Annotated in this window: 11 protein-coding genes; 5 read left to right on the plus strand and 6 right to left on the minus strand. The window is 55.5% G+C overall.

Features of this window, described 5'->3' with window-relative positions; translation table 11 throughout:
• Positions 1 to 122: 122 nt before the first annotated feature.
• Both FF098_RS13380 and FF098_RS13385 read right to left on the minus strand, forming a co-directional pair.
• A complete protein-coding gene (locus tag FF098_RS13380; protein WP_155141428.1) occupies positions 123 to 1,454 on the minus strand; it encodes a hypothetical protein in 1,332 nt (443 codons plus the stop codon).
• Positions 1,451 to 3,781 carry an AAA family ATPase gene (locus tag FF098_RS13385; RefSeq protein ID WP_155141430.1) on the minus strand — a complete coding sequence of 777 codons (2,331 nt, stop codon included), beginning with the start codon at positions 3,779 to 3,781 and terminating at the stop codon, positions 1,451 to 1,453. The genes FF098_RS13380 and FF098_RS13385 overlap by 4 nt, the downstream gene beginning before the upstream one ends.
• A 270-nt stretch (positions 3,782 to 4,051) precedes the next feature.
• On the opposite strand from FF098_RS13385, the gene FF098_RS13390 reads away from it, so the two are divergent.
• On the plus strand, positions 4,052 to 5,113 hold the full coding sequence (locus FF098_RS13390; RefSeq protein ID WP_155141432.1) for a DNA cytosine methyltransferase: 1,062 nt from the start codon (positions 4,052 to 4,054) through the stop codon (positions 5,111 to 5,113).
• Positions 5,114 to 5,118: 5 nt separating this feature from the next.
• Positions 5,119 to 6,141 (plus strand): HNH endonuclease, encoded by a 1,023-nt coding sequence (locus FF098_RS13395; RefSeq protein WP_155141434.1) that lies wholly within the window; start codon positions 5,119 to 5,121, stop codon positions 6,139 to 6,141.
• Here the strand turns inward: FF098_RS13395 and FF098_RS18050 are convergent.
• From FF098_RS18050 to FF098_RS13415, 4 genes are all read right to left on the minus strand, one after another.
• On the minus strand, positions 6,130 to 6,600 hold the full coding sequence (locus tag FF098_RS18050; protein WP_413228465.1) for a very short patch repair endonuclease: 471 nt from the start codon (positions 6,598 to 6,600) through the stop codon (positions 6,130 to 6,132). The two genes, FF098_RS13395 and FF098_RS18050, sit on opposite strands and share 12 nt — an antisense overlap.
• A gap of 138 nt (positions 6,601 to 6,738) precedes the next feature.
• Positions 6,739 to 8,172 carry a relaxase/mobilization nuclease domain-containing protein gene (locus tag FF098_RS13405; RefSeq protein WP_155141438.1) on the minus strand — a complete coding sequence of 478 codons (1,434 nt, stop codon included), beginning with the start codon at positions 8,170 to 8,172 and terminating at the stop codon, positions 6,739 to 6,741.
• 4 nt (positions 8,173 to 8,176) lie between these two features.
• A complete protein-coding gene (locus FF098_RS13410) occupies positions 8,177 to 8,563 on the minus strand; it encodes a hypothetical protein (RefSeq protein WP_155141440.1) in 387 nt (128 codons plus the stop codon).
• Positions 8,564 to 8,755: 192 nt separating this feature from the next.
• On the minus strand, positions 8,756 to 9,955 hold the full coding sequence (locus FF098_RS13415; protein WP_155141441.1) for a sensor histidine kinase: 1,200 nt from the start codon (positions 9,953 to 9,955) through the stop codon (positions 8,756 to 8,758).
• 153 nt (positions 9,956 to 10,108) lie between these two features.
• Here FF098_RS13415 and FF098_RS13420 point away from each other — a divergent pair, with 153 nt between their 5' ends.
• From FF098_RS13420 to FF098_RS13430, 3 genes are all read left to right on the plus strand, one after another.
• Positions 10,109 to 10,855, plus strand: coding sequence for a LytR/AlgR family response regulator transcription factor (locus tag FF098_RS13420; protein ID WP_155141443.1), 747 nt, complete (start codon positions 10,109 to 10,111; stop codon positions 10,853 to 10,855).
• Between the two features lie 183 nt (positions 10,856 to 11,038).
• Entirely contained in the window at positions 11,039 to 13,291 is a 2,253-nt protein-coding gene (gene bglX / locus FF098_RS13425; RefSeq protein ID WP_155141444.1) for a beta-glucosidase BglX, read from the plus strand.
• A 421-nt stretch (positions 13,292 to 13,712) separates the two neighbouring features.
• A complete protein-coding gene (locus FF098_RS13430; RefSeq protein ID WP_155141446.1) occupies positions 13,713 to 16,739 on the plus strand; it encodes a TonB-dependent receptor in 3,027 nt (1,008 codons plus the stop codon).
• Positions 16,740 to 16,766: the final 27 nt, after the last annotated feature.

Here is a 16,766-nt window from a genome sequence, read left to right on the forward strand (position 1 = left end):
GACACATGCACGCTGCCATTCGCATTCTCGTCAACATTCCAAAATTTGCCCTTGCATCGCGGAGGCCATCCACACATACGCGGTTTGGATGCGCGTCAGGTGCTGTGACCCGATATCCGCACCTATTTCTCGATTTCAAGGATCAGTTCATACCCTCGTTTATTTGGAAACGGTTCCTTTTTGAATTGTATGTGGTTTGCTCCTATCGAAGCTGCGAATTCTTCGCGGTTCCATATCTTGTCAGCAATATCGTCGGTGTCTTTATCTACTGCAATGTCAATAAGTCTCACCGCAAGCCGGCTGAATTCTGCCAGCGAAACGTCAGTTGTAAACTCTTCGATGAAATGGCCTTTCAGCTTCAAACGCTTTACGAGGCCTTTAATGCCGGAAAACGAATAGTTGACGTAGCTCGGAAGCACACTGTCATCAAGTTCCTTTGCGATGACCCCTGACCACCACTCTTCGCCGTCGTAACCTGCGTGGTAGTCGCCTGTTCGAAGTTCTTCATCAGATAGAAACTCCCTAGCCGCATGGGGACTCCATCCTTCCCTCATATCGACGTCCGGAGGGTTTTGCGATTCCCGTTCGTAATCGAGAATGCCGTTGATGATTTTGTCGACATCCTGCGTTTCCTTAGCGGGCATAATATGGAATTGCCGTGTTGCTTGCCGTATCAGCCAAGGGCGGGTCATGAATGTCAGGAAAAAACGCTTCTTCGCATACCTCTTTAGCTCGTCCGACTGGAATGTTTTCCGGTCGATCTGGATAAGCGCTTCTTCAATGTGCGAATAGCAGTGCATGGCATAGAAGAAAGGGATCGAGCCGATAGTGAGGTAGACAGGCAGAATAAAGCTTTTGAATGTTGCCGTCGTGAAGAAGCTCCCACGCTCGGCCCATATCTGGGAAATTGAATTCCACATGATCACGAGGACAATGATGGACAAAACCCAAGTCAGAAACTTATTGGCGGCTGCGTGCTCCGGATTTCGTTGCGAAACTACCACCATCATGGCGATCACAGTGATGATGGGTGTCAGTACCAGCTCGACCGGCAAACTGAAAGTTTTTGCGACGAAGATGAATTCTAGAAGCGCTGTTCCGCTTAAAGCGTCTTTTGCATAGCCTTGGAAATGCTGGCTGCCTTCCTTAGCATCGAACGCCCGTGCCAGCAGAGGCAGGCCGCCGAGAAAATACCAGACGATTGTCGGCGTAAGTAGGCCAAAGTCCCACATTTTGGGAAGCGTGCCGAGCCACGACAGAATCGCCACGTTAGCGGCAAAGCCGGAAAACAGTATCAAAAACTTGTGGTTCAAAGCGGCACGAATAACGTCTGCTAAGGACCGTCGAACGTCTTTCTTGAATAGGAAGAAAGTAAGGAAGGCAATCAGCCAAATAGCTCCGGCCAACTCGCGGCTGTTGAAATTGTCGGTGATCCATACCCACAACCCATTCACCGATTGGCTCCGGCATGGAAACTTTGTGATGGAGGCCGGTTCGATCCAGATTCAGGTGAAGCGGCTTCGGCTATTTTATCATTGGCGACAACGCGCTGATCTTCTGGTCCGTTCGTGGCAGGCAACGCGGTATAATCGTTACCCATCATCATCTTGTAATGCCCGGCATGGCCGGACTCTTCAAATATACGCTGGAACACGGCGAGATAACGCCCTATTTGCCCCGGATCGCAGGACATATAGAGATCGTCGTTGGCAAAATGAGAGCCGTCATTGATCCATGAGAAGAGTGAGCCACAGATCAGCTTGTCCTGCCCCTCAAATTTCTCAATGATGTTGTCTGGCGTTATGCCGCCGAAGAATTTGAAGTAGTGTTCTAGGATGCGACGCAAGGTGTTCTGGATCGCCGCATCGGAAGGTGGCTTTTGCTTTACTTCCCGCCACAATAGCTCATAGCTCGACCGGATCGGATTTTCCTCAGAGGCCAGCAGCTCAGAGCGGTCGGCAGATTTGCGGATGATCCAGAAAGTTTCATCTTGGAACGCATCAGCACCGCTGCGTTTTTTGTTGAACGTGATTTCCTTGTGGAAATATATATTATGGGTCAGTACAAAGACTTGTTTGATCGCACTGTTCCCTTCGCGCATCTCATTAACGATGCCCTTGATGAGATTACACACGATGAACAATATATCAGCGTCAAGACTCGAAACTGGGTCGTCGAACACCACAATTCGGTCCGTTGTCGCGCCGCTCGCCGAGAACGATCCTTTTATCAGGTGATAAAAATACAGGAAGGTGATGAAGGATTTTTCGCCTTCGCTCAATGTGTCCTTCGCATCTTCGCCACCGGGCCGCTTGACCTCGTAAAAGCCGTTGTCCGCGCTTTCTACGAGATAGAAGTTCATAAACCCGAACGACTTTAGCAGCTTGTTGATAGCATCAATCGTCGGCTTGATGCTGGTGATCTGGCGCTCTTTCTCCTCTATCTCACTATTCTTGGCTTCCAGCTCGTTTTTGCGCTGCTGGATTTGTCCGCTGAGGCTCGTAATTGCCGCCTCAAGATTGCCGCTGGCTTTCTTGTATCTGTCGTAGGTTGCCTTCGTATCTTCCAGCAAGCGCCTCCAGATTTGTGAAGATAGCTCCCTCTTGCGAGCGTCCAGATTATGTAGCGTGTCGTTGTTCGCTTTAACCTTCGTGTTCGCAGCGCCGATGTGGGTATCCACTGCGGCCAAAAGCGGTTTTGTATCTTTGAGTGTAACCGGTGCGCTGGGTTCTTTCTTTTTGCCCCTTATGCGGTCGATGTTGTTCTCAAGCGCGAGGCGCAACGTTGCCAGGTCTTTATCAAACAGGTCCCGATCGAGTAAGGCGGAATCCACGACGGCCGACACGCCATAGCTGTCCAACAGTGCCTTCGCCTTGGATTCATAGTCATCAAGCAGCCGGTCAATCGCAGCCAAATCAGCGACGTAGCTTTCATCGAAATAGTCTTCGAGACTTTGGCGGAATGCCGCGTCCGTCTTTTGCTGGCAGAATGGACACTGATCATCCAGCTTGTTGAAATACTCCCGTCCTTGCTGAACCCAGTCACTGTTGCCGAGTTTTTCAATCAGGGCCGCGATATCGACATCTTCCTTGCCAATGACTTTCTTAGAAAGGATTGCATCGTTCTCGAGCGAGGCGAGAGCGGAATTGTCCGGCTGCGGCAAAGTTGCCGCTTCGATAAGGGTACTGGAGAATACGGTTGTTGCATCCTCGCGCAGTTCGCCAATGTCCCGCAGTTCGGTATGATTGTTCTCGGCTTCGGCCAGATAGCGCGTACAGAAGTTTTTCTTGTTGTTGTTTAGCCCGGAAAAGGCGTCACTCAGATCATCAAGGTACTTCTTTGCTGTCCAGACATCCTCAACCAACTGGCTTTTCAGATCGTTGTGTTCCTTTTGTTTACCTCCGTTGCCGTCTTCGCCGGACAGCGTCTTCTTCAATGCGGCCAGCTTGGTGCCGATCTCATCGGCATCGGCTTTTAATGACTTGATCTTTTCGGCGACTTCAATGTTTTCGCCGAAGGTGTAAATGCCCTTGATACTGCTTTCCGTATCGAAATGCCTTTTGATGAAGTCACGGTTATAGACGAGAGTCTCCAGCTGGTTGCCCGCTCTCCATGTCACCGTGCTGTCAGGGTAGGTTTCCGTGCCGTCGATGATACGGGAAATCGTCGTTTTGCCAGACCCGTTCGGCCCGAAGACAAAGTTGAGCGCCTTCAGACCGTGAAGGCGGGTGCCTTCGGCATCGTAAGCCCCTTCATTGGCCAGATGTATTTCTTCAATCATGCGCTCCACCCCTGCGAGTGTAGTAATTCTGCCATCTACCAAAGTGAGAATGCAACTATCTCGAACGAAGCAATAAATCAGGGTTGGTCCAAACAGCTATCTGCCTAAGCTACATGACTCCCCAGCGAAGAAGGGTTGGCGTTCTCAGAGTGAGTCATCAACATAAGTTCTCATATTGTTCTTTTTTCGAGGTTGCGTTAAACTTAGATCGAATCAACTCGCTACTCCTGCGTAGCTGAGTATTTTCTCGAATCAGTGGATCAAAATCGGATGAGCTTGCGCGTTATAGATCTATTTTCAGGTGCTGGAGGGATGTCCCTCGGTTTTGAAGACGGCCGTTTCGGCGGCGGTTTCGATGTTGTGTTCGCTCTGGACAACGATCCAAGCGCCGTGGAGACGCACAATCAAAATTTCTCAGGCGAAGCCGTCTGCGCGGACATCGAAAATTGGCTTGATGAGCATAAAGTCCCTGCCGCCGATGTCGTGATCGGGGGGCCTCCCTGCCAGGGATTTAGCTTACTGAATAAGCAGCGTGACGGCGACGCGAGGCGGGCACTCTGGGAGCCCTTTATCGAGATTGCGAATCTCTCGGGCGCTCGCATGTTTGTGATGGAGAATGTAGCGGAGCTCTATAAGTCTCCGGAGGCTGACGACATTTTTGAAAAGGCAGCCGAATACGGCTTCGTTTGCAGCAAGACGATTTTGAATGCTGCTGACTATGGGGCGCCGCAAACACGGAAACGCACGATTATCTTCGGCTGGAGGAATTTATCGTTTGAGCCGATGTTTCCTACCCCCAGCCATTCGGCTTCACCTGAAGAGACTAATTTGCCGAGATGGCGCACGGTACGAGATGTCATCTCAGACCTTCCAAAGCCGACGGAGACCGAGATAGCTGGCGAGGCACCGCTTGATTTGCACATCAAGCGAAACCCTACGGCGAAAAGCATTGAGCGTTACAAAGCTGTTCCACCCGGCGGAAACAGGTTTGATCTCCAACGGAACGCGCCTGAAATCACACCTGCTTGCTGGATCAGGAAAAAAAGTGGCGGTACGGATTTGTTCGGCCGGCTTTGGTGGGATCGTCCATCCGTCACGATCCGAACAGAATTTTTCAAACCGGAGAAAGGTCGTTACCTACACCCAGATCAGCATCGACCAATCACTCATCGCGAGGCTGCACGTTTGATGGGATTCCCTGACGACTTCATATTTGTGGGCTCAAAAGTCGAGATTGCACGGCAGATAGGAAATGCGGTGCCGCCAGCACTTGCTGGCGCAATCGCTCAAGAAGTTAAACTGGCACTGATGCCGCTCAAGAAGTCGGCATAGGTGGCATGGCACGACGATCCCGCGCAGCAACAAACCCCAAAATTAAAGTCGAAGAGCTTAAGAGTCTTCTCGATAATTTTTTAGATCGCTTGGACGATAGCGATCTGCGCGAACAAGTTCGGTCCTTGGTGCCCGCAGTTTATTGTCTGCGCGATCTTGGCAGCGGCTTAATCCCGATGGAGGGAAAGGACGCTGCGAGAGACCGAATTCTGAGTTATTTGCAGCGCTACCCCAAGACGCTAATCGATGGTGACGAGTTGATGGTCGTTTCGGGAATTGGGGAATGGGCTCGGCGTGTTCGCGAGTTGCGCGTTCAATTTGGTTGGACAATCTATACGGGCGTAACAATCAAGCAGCTCACGTCAGAGCAACCGGAAGTCATTGAGGCTTTGCAGGCCGACACGGGTATTGATCCCGATAGCATCAAACCCAATCACTATATTCTCATGCGTGAGGAGCAGGATCGAGAGGCGGCTTTGCGCTGGAACCAGCTCAATGAGATTCGTAAAAAGCCGGGTGGAGTTAAGTCGAAAATCTTGGAGTTCCTGCGTGCAAACGCAGGCCGAGTCGTTACCGGCGAAGAGTTACGTTACTTGGCAAATAATAAGAAGGAGTGGGCGCGTCGTTCCCGTGAGCTTCGCACAGAAGACGGTTGGCCCGTCGTAACGAGAATGCAGGGCCGTGATGATTTAGGCGTTGGTGAGTATCTTCTTGAGGAGGATAAGCAGGCCGAGGAGCACGATCGTCACATCAAAGACGATATCCGAGTAAACGTGCTCGAAAGAGACGGATTTGCTTGCACATTTTGCGGCTGGACGCGTGAGCAACGTGACCGCGAAGATCCCAGAAAATTTCTCGAAATCCACCATATCGTTGACCACGTTAAAGGCGGGGACAATGAGGCAGAAAATCTGATCGCTCTTTGCAATGTACATCACGATGCAGTGCATCGCGGTGATATTGTTTGGTCAAAAGACGGTTGGCTCGACAAGCGTAGCGGAAAGAAGGTATTGGTTTCACTGTCTTAAAAACTCCACAGCGAGTTCCAGAATCTCCGTGTCCTGCATTGATTTAATCTCACATTCCCACAGAGTAAGCGTGTTCCACCTCATCTTTGTCAGCTTCTGAAGGTTCTCAATATCACGTTCCCGGTTCCGGGCTAGTTTGGGTTCCCAAAACTCTTTGTTAGAAGAAGGTGGCGTGCCCTTTTTGCAATGATGCCCGTGCCAAAAACATCCATGAACAAAAATAACCTTCCTACGAGTTGAGAAAACCAAATCGGGTTTGCCGGGAAGGTCGGAACGATGGAGACGATATCTATAACCAGCTTTATGAAGTATCCTTCGTATACGCATCTCCGGGCCGGTGTCTTTGGAGCGAACCGACCTCATCGTTTTTCGTCTGTCTGCCGTCGATAGATTATCCATCCCATATTTATACCACCTCCTATTAGCTCTTGACACTGACCATGGCTGGCAAAAAATCATAGGGGCTTCGCCCCTCGCGCGGGAAAGGCATCCAAACGTATCCACGCCTTGCGGCGCGGAGCCTCGTTCGGAGCCTCCTTGCCCTTGCTACCCCCACATTCGCCATGTGGCAGGGGAGCATAGCTCCCCATAATTGATTTACCTTTCCATGTCAGGGCCGTCGCGCTTTGGCGCAGGCTTTTGTTGGCGTTGGCGTAATTGCTGCAGGCGATCTGAGGTTGTGCCTAGATCCTGCTGACGGAGTTTTGCCAGCCTGTCTTGCGGCGAGGACTGCGCTTGGTTGGCGCGGTCGAAGGATGGTTTTGAGGATTTCGTCTGCGCCGGGGTCGGTCTGTGTTTGGGCTTTGGTTTTTTCTGCTCCAGTCGGCCTTTCCTGAGATCGTCCAGCCTCTTGTGGATTTCCAGCCGCTCTCTCGTCGCCTCGGCGCGTTGTTGCCGGATAAGAGCTTGCAGCCTTTGCCGGTCGGCAAGCTGGGCGTTGATGAGGTCCTGTTTCTGCTTTCTGTCCCGCTGCAGGGCTTCATAGGCTTCTCGCTCATTTTGCCGCTTCGTTTGCGCATGGGAACCGTTGAGACGGTCCCACAGACCGCGAAGTCCTGAGTTCAGTCGCGCCGCTCGATCTCTACATTCCGCCTCCCAGCGCTCTGCTTGTCCGGCTTTCAGTTTTTCCCGCTCAGCGCTGTGGGCGTCGCGCATGACATCGCGGCGCTGAAGCAGCGGTGCCATTTCCGCCGCCTGCTTCTGTTCCTGTTCATCAAGGTGCCGCTTTGCCTGCGCCGTCAGTTCCTGCGTGAAGGTCTCTTTCGTCCGTTCAACCGAGGGGAGGGCCTGCTCATCGCCAAGCCGGGCGCGTACGTCCTTTGTGTTCTGCCCGGCATACCGGGCAACGGAGAGGACTTCGCCCTCATGGGTCACGATGACATGGCCGCGCCTGTCTCCACGGGCGAGCTTCATGCCGCGCTCTTCCAGCGCCGAGGCAAAGCCCGCCCTGGAATCGGAAACGGCCCAGCATTCCTGGACGGTCTGTTTCAGGACCCACGCGTGGTAGCCCACGCGCTTTGCCTGCTGCCATTCTTCCAGTGTGAAGTTGCGCGGGTCTTTCTCCTTGGCGCTCATCAGGCCCTTGGGCATTTTCCAGCCATGATCCAAATACAGCTCGCGTGAGATGTCAGTGCACTTGGCCTTGAAATGGCTCATCTGTCTGGCCGTCATCGTCTCCGCATCGATGCGCGACCAGACGGCATGGGCATGTCTGCGGCCTTCCTTCTCATGGAAGACGATCACGCGCGGCTGACCGCTCAGGCCATTGCGCTCTTCGACCCTGCCGATCGCATCTTCAAAAGCCGCGATATCGGCGTGTTCTGTTTCAGGGGGATTGAAGGAAACGGAGAACAGGAATTGCTTGCAGCGCGTGCCCTTTGATACGGCATAAGCCTCCTTGAACGCGCCCACGACATCGCGCGAGGCGAAGCCCCTAATGTCATGTACCTCAACATGTTCATTATCCCGAGCATTGAGAAGGTGCTGGCCGAGCTGCTTCCCGCCGCCCCGCTGTGATGCAACGATGATCAAGAGGCTAGTGCTCCTTGATGCCAAGCGCCGCCATCAGCAAGGACTTGATATACGCCACTTGCTTGCAAGCTTCGTTGATGGCCTTCTCGGTTTCCTCGTGCACTGGCAGCGCCCCAATGCGAGCGGACTCGGCCAGCGCGTTGAAGCTCTCGGACATTCGCGACTTGCCGAGCAGAGCAAGGGCTTGCGCCATTGCGACCTTGTCCGGATGAATTGACCGGCTGCCTGCGCTGTTATTGAACGATTTGCGTCCGAAGATGCGTTCGCGGGCAAAGGCACTGAGCGAGCCGCCATTTGACTGACGCTGCATCCAAGCGCGTTCTTCTGCGGTGAGACGTATCGATAGCGGCGTGGATTTCTTCGGGGAGGAGAGGGATTTTGTGTCGCTCATAGGCCCAGCTCCTCGAAGTTTATTTTTTGTTCTTGAAGCTGATGTTCCCAATCTGATAGGATTTCAAACAGGTCGTTCAGACTTTCCCCGTCAGGCTGTATCAGGGAGGCCATGCTTGCTTCATGGAATGTTTGAGATGTGCCTGTTCGGCTTGAGGTCAGTCCTCTCGGCCGCACCAATTACCGCACTGACCTAGACGACCGCGTCTTCATTGCCGGTCTGTGCGACCTTTTCCGCATCGGGCAGGCGGGGCTGGCCGTCGCGGATCGCCAGGTTGATCTTCAGTCCGTGGGGCTCATTTGGCTCAAGGCTGAAGCGGAAATTGTCGCGGTAGGATGACTTCAGGCGCTGTTCGACATTGCGCAGGCCGATGCCGGTGGAACGCTCGTCCTCACCGGTCTTGCCAAAATCGATGCCGGGCCCTGTGTCCGCGATGCACAGCTCCAGCCAGCCATTCTCGACATGACCTTCCATGGTGATCCGTGTCGGTTTCAGGCTGCGCCCGACCGCATATTTCATCGCGTTCTCGAAAAGAGGCTGCAGCAGGAAGCTGGGGACGATAAACCGTTCGGCTTCGGGGGTCAGTGAAAACTCTGTCTGCAGACGATCCCCGAAGCGCAGTTTTTCGATGCTGAGATACAGGTCGAGCACCTCGATCTCTTCTTCCAGCGTATGTTCCAGCTCGTCATTATGTTCGAGGCTGACGCGCAGGAAGTCTGCGATGCGCGAAAGCATCTGGGTCGCGTTGTCGGCCTCGCCCTTGCGCACGAGAAGGGTGACGGAATTCAGCGCATTGAACAGGAAGTGCGGGTTGATCTGGTATTTCAGCATGCGCAGGCGCGCCTCGCGATAGAGGCTTTCGGCGGTAAGGCGCTTGACGCTTTCCTCCTGGGCAAGGTTCTTGGCTTCCAGGACATCGCGATGGGCCGCGATGGCGAGTTCCCTCTGTTCCATCAGCTGGCGGTAATATTTCAGCGCGTGGTAACAGAAGATCCATGAGCCGAAGACGATGACGGAGGCAAACAGCCAGCCACCGTAATCCTTCGGGTTCACGATTTCGCCGGTCAGCCACTGGAAGGTGACGAGGCGCAGGAAGGTCCAGGCCAGGCTCGCGCCGATGATCGCCCCGACATTGATCAGGATACGGTTGATCATGGGCTTTTCCCATGCCGCCGATGCGATCCAGCGCAGGGGGTGGCTGACAATGAGGCCAAGGATCGATTGCAGGATGGTGTGAAAGGCAGGCTCCCACTGGCCCGGATTGTACCATAATGTCAGGCTGAAATAGCTCAGCATCGTCATGGCAGACCAGCCGGCGATCTGGAACAGCCAGTACTGATGACCGGGGGAGGCGAGGCGCGGCTGGATATATCGGTCGAAGGCTGTCTGCATGAAGTTCGTCCATTTCAATCGGGGCAGGGTGGGAGCAGACGCGGGGCCAAGTCAAGCTGGCAATCTCAGGGATGATGACAAACGGATTTGCACTATCGAGAACGGCGCTTATAGTCACGCCCCGAAACGAGGGGGCCGACAAGGCTGGGAGATATGCTGAAAACCGTAGTCTGTGACGATGAATTACCGGCGCTGGAGCTGGCGACGGCCCTGTTGAAAGATACCGGGGCCGTAGAGATCGTCATCTCCTGCCAATCCATTCTCGAAGCGCTGGAAGTGATCAACAAGGGCGGCATCGACCTTGCCGTGCTCGATATCGAGATGCCGGAACTGGGCGGTGTCGATGCTTCGAGGCATATGAGTGTCGACCCCAAGCCGTTGCTGGTCTTCGCCACGGCCCATTCCGAGTATGCCGTCGATGCCTTTGGTGTCGATGCGATAGACTATCTGATGAAGCCGCTTGACCCTGAACGGGTCGGCAAAGCGGTGGAAAAAGCCGAGAGGCTCCATTCCCTGATCGCGTCGACCGAGGCGGGCAGTGACCGGTCCGATACGCCGCAACCGGAACGCAGCGGCATGCTGAAGGTAAAGGATGCCGGCCACGTCTATTTCATTCCCTATGAAGATGTTTATTCCATCGAGGCGGCGGGCGATTATTCGCTGATTCATACGCCATCGCGGGAATATGCCCTGCGCAGGACATTGCGCGCCCTGGAAAAGCAGTTGCCGGATGAATTGTTCGTGCGGGTTCACCGCTCCACCATCATCTCGGCCCGCCATGTGCGTGAAGTGCGTTTGCTCGCCAAGGGAGAAGCCCTGGTAACGCTCACTAATGGTGGTTCCGTCAAGGTCAGCCGCAGCTATCGTGATGCCGTTCACCGCCTGACGGGGGAGGCATAGCCTCAGCCAAGGGCGGAATATTGTGCCTTGCAATATCCATCCTGCCGCACTAACCGGCCAACCGACCGCAGACATGTTGCGGTATTGTCCGTAACGATAAATCGTTCCCTCACGTCTGTTTTGCCTTTTCCTGTGGGGAGGCAGTGCGGGCATGAATGACAAAACATCTCTGGGACGGAAAAAATGATCAAGCAATTCCTCGCTGGCCTAGCCGTGCTGGCTGGCACTTCCCCTGTCGCCCTGATGGCGCAGGATGACATCGAAGGGCAGATCGATGCGCTCCTCGCCGAAATGACTCTGGAAGAGAAGGTCGGCCAGTTGACCCAGTACAGCTCTTTCTGGGACGCTACCGGCCCGGCGCCGCAGGGCGGCGAGCAGGAGGAGAAATTCGAGCAGGTGCGCGAAGGCCGGGTCGGCTCGATGCTGAACGTCGTCGGTCGAGACGAGGTGCGGGCCGTTCAGGAGCTGGCCGTGGAGGATTCGCGTCTCGGTATCCCGCTGATTTTCGGCTATGACGTCGTGCACGGTCACAAGACGATTTTCCCGATTCCCCTGGCCGAATCTGCAAGCTGGGATATCGACCTGATCGAGCAGAGCGCCCGCATCGCCGCCGTCGAGGCTGCCGCGCAGGGCCTGAACTGGACCTTCGCGCCGATGGTCGACATCTCCCGCGATCCGCGCTGGGGTCGCGTCATGGAAGGGGCGGGGGAAGATCCCTATCTCGGTGCGCGCATCGCCGTTGCCCGCGTCAAGGGCTTTCAGGGTGATGATCTGTCAGCGGACGACACCATCGCGGCAACGATCAAGCACCTGGCAGGCTATGGCTTTGCCGAGGGCGGACGCGATTACAACACCGCCGATTTCGGCACCGTGACGCTGCACAACGTGATCCTTCCGCCGTTCAAGGCCGCCGTCGAGGAAGCCGATGTGCGCACCGCAATGAACTCGTTCAACATCCTCAATGGCGTGCCGGCGACGGGCGATGCCTATCTCCAGCGCGACTTGCTGAAAGAGGCATGGGGATTTGACGGGTTCATCGTCTCCGACTGGGCGTCGGGCCGGGAAATGATCGATCATGGCTTTGCCGCCGGGCCGCGCGATGCGGCGGAGCTGGCGATCGAGGCGGGCTCCGACATGGACATGGAATCCTATATCTATCGCGATCACCTGGCCGGTCTGGTCGAAAGCGGCGCTGTCGATATGGCGATTGTCGATGACGCCGTCAGGCGCGTCCTGCGCGTCAAGCATGAGCTGGGGCTGTTCAAGGACCCGTATCGCTATGTCGACGATCCGGATCAGGAGGATATCCTGATGTCGCCGGACCATCGCGCCGTCGCGCTCGACGTCGCGAAAAACTCTATCGTGCTCCTGAAGAATAAGGCCAGCCTGCTTCCCCTGAAGGGGGGCGAGAAGGTCGCGCTGATCGGGGCGCTGGCCGCCGACAAGGACACGCCACTCGGCAACTGGCGGGCTGCCGGAGAGACCGGGACAGCCGTGTCCGTCGTGGAAGGGTTCGAGGCCGCTGGCGTCAGTTTCACCTATCGAGAGGGCGCGGCGGTAGAGGTCGGCGAGGCCGGCTTCCCCCAGCCGGTTGTCGTCAACACGACGGACCGCAGCGGCTTTGACGCCGCAGTTGCCGCTGCCCGCAAGGCTGACAAGGTCGTGCTGGTCCTCGGTGAGGATGGCCTGCAAAGCGGTGAGGGGCGGTCCCGATCGGATATCGGCCTGCCCGGTGTGCAACAGGAACTGCTCGAGGCTGTCCACGCTGCCAATCCGGAGACGGTGCTGGTGGTGATGAGCGGCCGTCCGCTGATCCTCGACTGGGCCGATGCCAACGTGCCTGCCATCGTGCAGGCGTGGCATCTTGGTCATGAAAGCGGCCATGCCATAACCAGCGTCCTGACCGGTGACCATAATCCCGGCGGCAAGCTGCCGATGAGCTTCCCGCGCTCGGTCGGGCAGATTCCGGTCTACTACAATTACATGATGACAGGCAGGCCCGGGCCACTGGAGAACGAGGTGTTCTGGTCCCACTATAACGACCTGCCGAACACGCCGCTCTATGCTTTCGGCCATGGCCTCAGCTATACGGGCTTCAACTATTCAGGCCTTGAAATCACCCAGGGGGGCAGATCCGTAACGGTCTCGGTCACGCTGGAAAATACAGGCGATGTTGCCGGTACGGAGGTGGCGCAGCTCTATCTGCGTGATCCCGTTGCCAGTGTCGTCAGGCCTGTGCGGGAGCTGAAGGGGTTTGAAAAGGTCATGCTGGAGCCGGGCGAGAGCACGCTTGTAACCTTCGAGCTTACCGACGCCGAGCTCGGCTTTTATGATCCGTATGGAAACTTCAAGGTCGAGAATGGAGACTTCGAGGTTTATGTCGGAGGGTCTTCAGCGGCCGACCTGGGCGGCAGCTTCACCTGGTCGTCTAACTGACAAAGATAGCTTGCGATAGCGCTATCATTACACGGACGGGCAAGGAGTTGCCCGTCCGTTTTTGTATCTGCACACATGAAACGACGCGTGAGTCGTGCCCCGGAAGCCATACAGGCAAAGCCGGAAAGCTATTGTTAGCGTTGAACATTTCCGTTTTGCCGCAGCATGTGTCCGTCCCACCGCAAATCAATTGAAGCCAGCACAGGCATTGGATCACCATGCAAAAAAATATCCGTCAGCACGGGATGTGCCTGTGGAAGACGGAAGGAGGAATTCGGACTTGCGGTTCATTCAATGGGCAAGATCAGGGCAACGATCCCGCTTTTGGCGCGTATCTGTCACTGCAATGCGCATGGTGGAACCCGGTGTTTCAAGACAAGAAAATCAAACCACCTAACGACAATCAGAGGGAGGAATAAACATGATCAAGACAAATAACCTGAGGGGCGTGAAGCTCTCCATCGCGCTGATGGGCGGTGTTTCGGCCCTGTCGCTGGCAATGCCGGCCGTGGCTCAAGAGGATGATGCGGACAGCGTTGAGGACGCGCAGGGCTTCTCAGAAGACGTCATCGTTATTCAGGGTATCCGCCAGTCGCTGGAAGCGTCCTCCGACGTCAAGCGTAACTCGCAGGGCGTCGTCGACGCCATCACGGCAGAGGACATCGGCAAGTTCCCCGACACCAACCTCGCTGAATCGCTGCAGCGGATCACCGGTGTTTCCATCAACCGCCAGAACGGCGAGGGCAGCCAGGTTACCGTTCGCGGCTTCGGTCCGGACTTCAACCTCGTCCTGCTCAATGGTCGCCAGATGCCGACCGCCTTCCTGACCGGCGGTGCACCGGCCTCGCGCAGCTTCGATTTCGGCAACCTCGCCTCAGAAGGCATTGCGAGTGTGGAAGTCTACAAGACCGGCCGCGCTGCCGTGCCGACCGGCGGTATCGGTTCCACACTGAACATCCTGACGGCTCGTCCGCTCGACGCACCGGGTATGCGCTTCTCTGCTGGTGTAAAAGGCGTCATCGATGATTCCGTGACCGAGCTTGGTGATGGCACGTCGTTCACGCCGGAATATTCCGGTATCTACTCCAACACCTTCGCTGATGACACTTTCGGCGTAGCGGTCGTTGGCAGCTATCAGAAGCGCGATAGCGGCTTTGCCCAGTTCGCGACACCAGATGGCTGGCGCGGTGCCTATCTCGGCTCCGAAAACAACTGGGGTACGCTGCCCCAGCCGCCTGCCGATACGCAGGTTACCAACCGGCCAGGCCCGGATGACATCTATTCCGTGCCGCAAAGCTCCAACTATTCACTGACAGACATCAGCCGTGAACGGATTAACGGCCAGTTGGCCCTGCAATACCGCCCGATCGAGACGTTGACGGCAACGCTCGACTATTTCTATTCACAGAACAAGAACGAGACGCGCCGCTCCGACCTGTCTGTCTGGTTTGACCATGGCAACACGACGAGTGCATGGGGCGACGGGCCAATCTCTGACATCATCTTCTATAACGAGGATTTCGTCTCGACGGACCTTTCCATGGGCGCTGCAAAGTTCGCCACTGTCAGTGAGAACAAGTCCCTCGGCTTCAACGTCGAGTGGGAAGCAACGGACAATCTGAGCTTCGAACTCGATGTTCATGATTCCAGCGCCGAGTCCGGCAATGACAGCCCGAACGGTACCGCCGGAGTGATCGGCACGGCCGACCTGTCCCTGAACTTCCAGGGCGTTGATTTCTCTACGGACCTTCCGAGCCTGTCTCTTGGATGGGTCGATCCGTTCAATGATATCAGTGCAGACCGTATGCGCGGCACCGGCTCGACGTTCCAGGACAGCTCTATCCGGACAGAGATCCAGCAGATCCAGCTGGTCAGTACCTATGAGTTCGACAATTCCATCGTGAAGAGCGTCGATTTCGGTGTGTCCTCGACCAAGAACGACTACCGTTCGACGTTCTCCAACAACCAGCGTGACAGCTGGGGCGGTGTCGGTACCCCTGCGGATTATCCGGATGATATCTGGCAGCGTGCCGATCTGGCGAGCAATTTCGACCAGTTCGATGGCTACAAGGATACGTTCCAGGACTTCTTCATCATCGATTTCGATAAACTGCTCGCAGCGATGGATCAGCCGATTGGCGGTTTCGCTCCGATCTGCGGCGGCAACGGTGCCTGCATCAATCCGATTCTCCAAACAGACCGCAGGACGCAGGAAGAAAGCCTTGCAGGCTTCTTCGAGGTGGATACCGAGTTCATGCTCGGTGCCTGGCCGGCCTCCATCGTCGGTGGCGTGCGCTATGAAGAGACGGAAGTCACGTCAGAGGCGCTCGTACCGTTCCCGACAGGAACGATCTGGAACGCTGCGAACGAATTCGGTTTCCTGGGTACCGACAACCCCGAAAACCGCGATTTCACTGAGCTGACCGGCGAATATGATTTCGTGCTTCCGGCGGTGGATTTCCAGATCGAGCCGCGTGATGACGTCGTCCTGCGTGCCTCCTACAGCAAGACGATGACGCGTCCGAGCTATGCGGACATTCAGGGTGGCCAGACCTTTGCCGCCATCTTCCGGATTGATGGTGCGCAAGGCAACGCCGGCAACCCGGCTCTTGAGCCATTCCTGTCGACAAACATCGATCTGTCAGCTGAATGGTATTACGAGGATGGCAGCTATGTGTCTGCCGGTTACTTCAACAAGGAAGTCGAGAATTTCATCGGCAATGAAGTGATCACAGGCCAGACACCGTTTGATGTGTACACGCCCTATGAAGGCCAGCGTTATAATGATGCCGTAGCCGCTCTTGGCACGACCGATGCAGAAGCAATCCGTCAGTGGATCTTCGAGAATGCCGATCCGTCGACATTCGAGATCACCGGCGGCACGCCGGGCGCATACACAGGTAACATCTTCGGTGTAGCTGGTGAGGACCCGCTGCTTGAGTTCCGCATTGCCCGTCCGGTCAATGACGATCAAACCAAGACGGTCGATGGCTGGGAATTTGCCTGGCAGCACCTGCTCGGCGACACCGGCTTTGGCTGGATCCTGAACTACACGCTGGTTGATGGTGATGTCGAATTTGACAACCTGTCCGTACCGATCAGTGGCGATGTGCAGACACCGCTTCTCGGTCTGTCGAACAGCTACAACGTCATCGGTTTCTACGACAAGAATGGCTTCCAGGTCCGGGCCGCCTATAATTGGCGCGACAAGTTCCTGACCTCTGCTATCGGCGTCAGCGGTACTGCAAACAACCCGCTTTACGTGGAAGACTATGGACAGCTTGATGTGAATGCCAGCTATGACGTGACCGACAGGATCACTGTCTTTGCCGAAGGCATCAACATCACCAACGAAACCTCCCGTACCGTTGGCAGATCGGCGGCCTATGTGAACTTTGCGACACAGACAGGCCCCCGCTACGCTGTCGGTGCACGCTTCTCTTTCTAGTTTCCCGGAAAGAGTACTGGCCCCCCG

This window comes from Aquisalinus luteolus, from assembly GCF_009712425.2.
In the GTDB taxonomy this organism is placed as follows: Bacteria; Pseudomonadota; Alphaproteobacteria; order Caulobacterales; family Parvularculaceae; genus Aquisalinus; species Aquisalinus luteolus.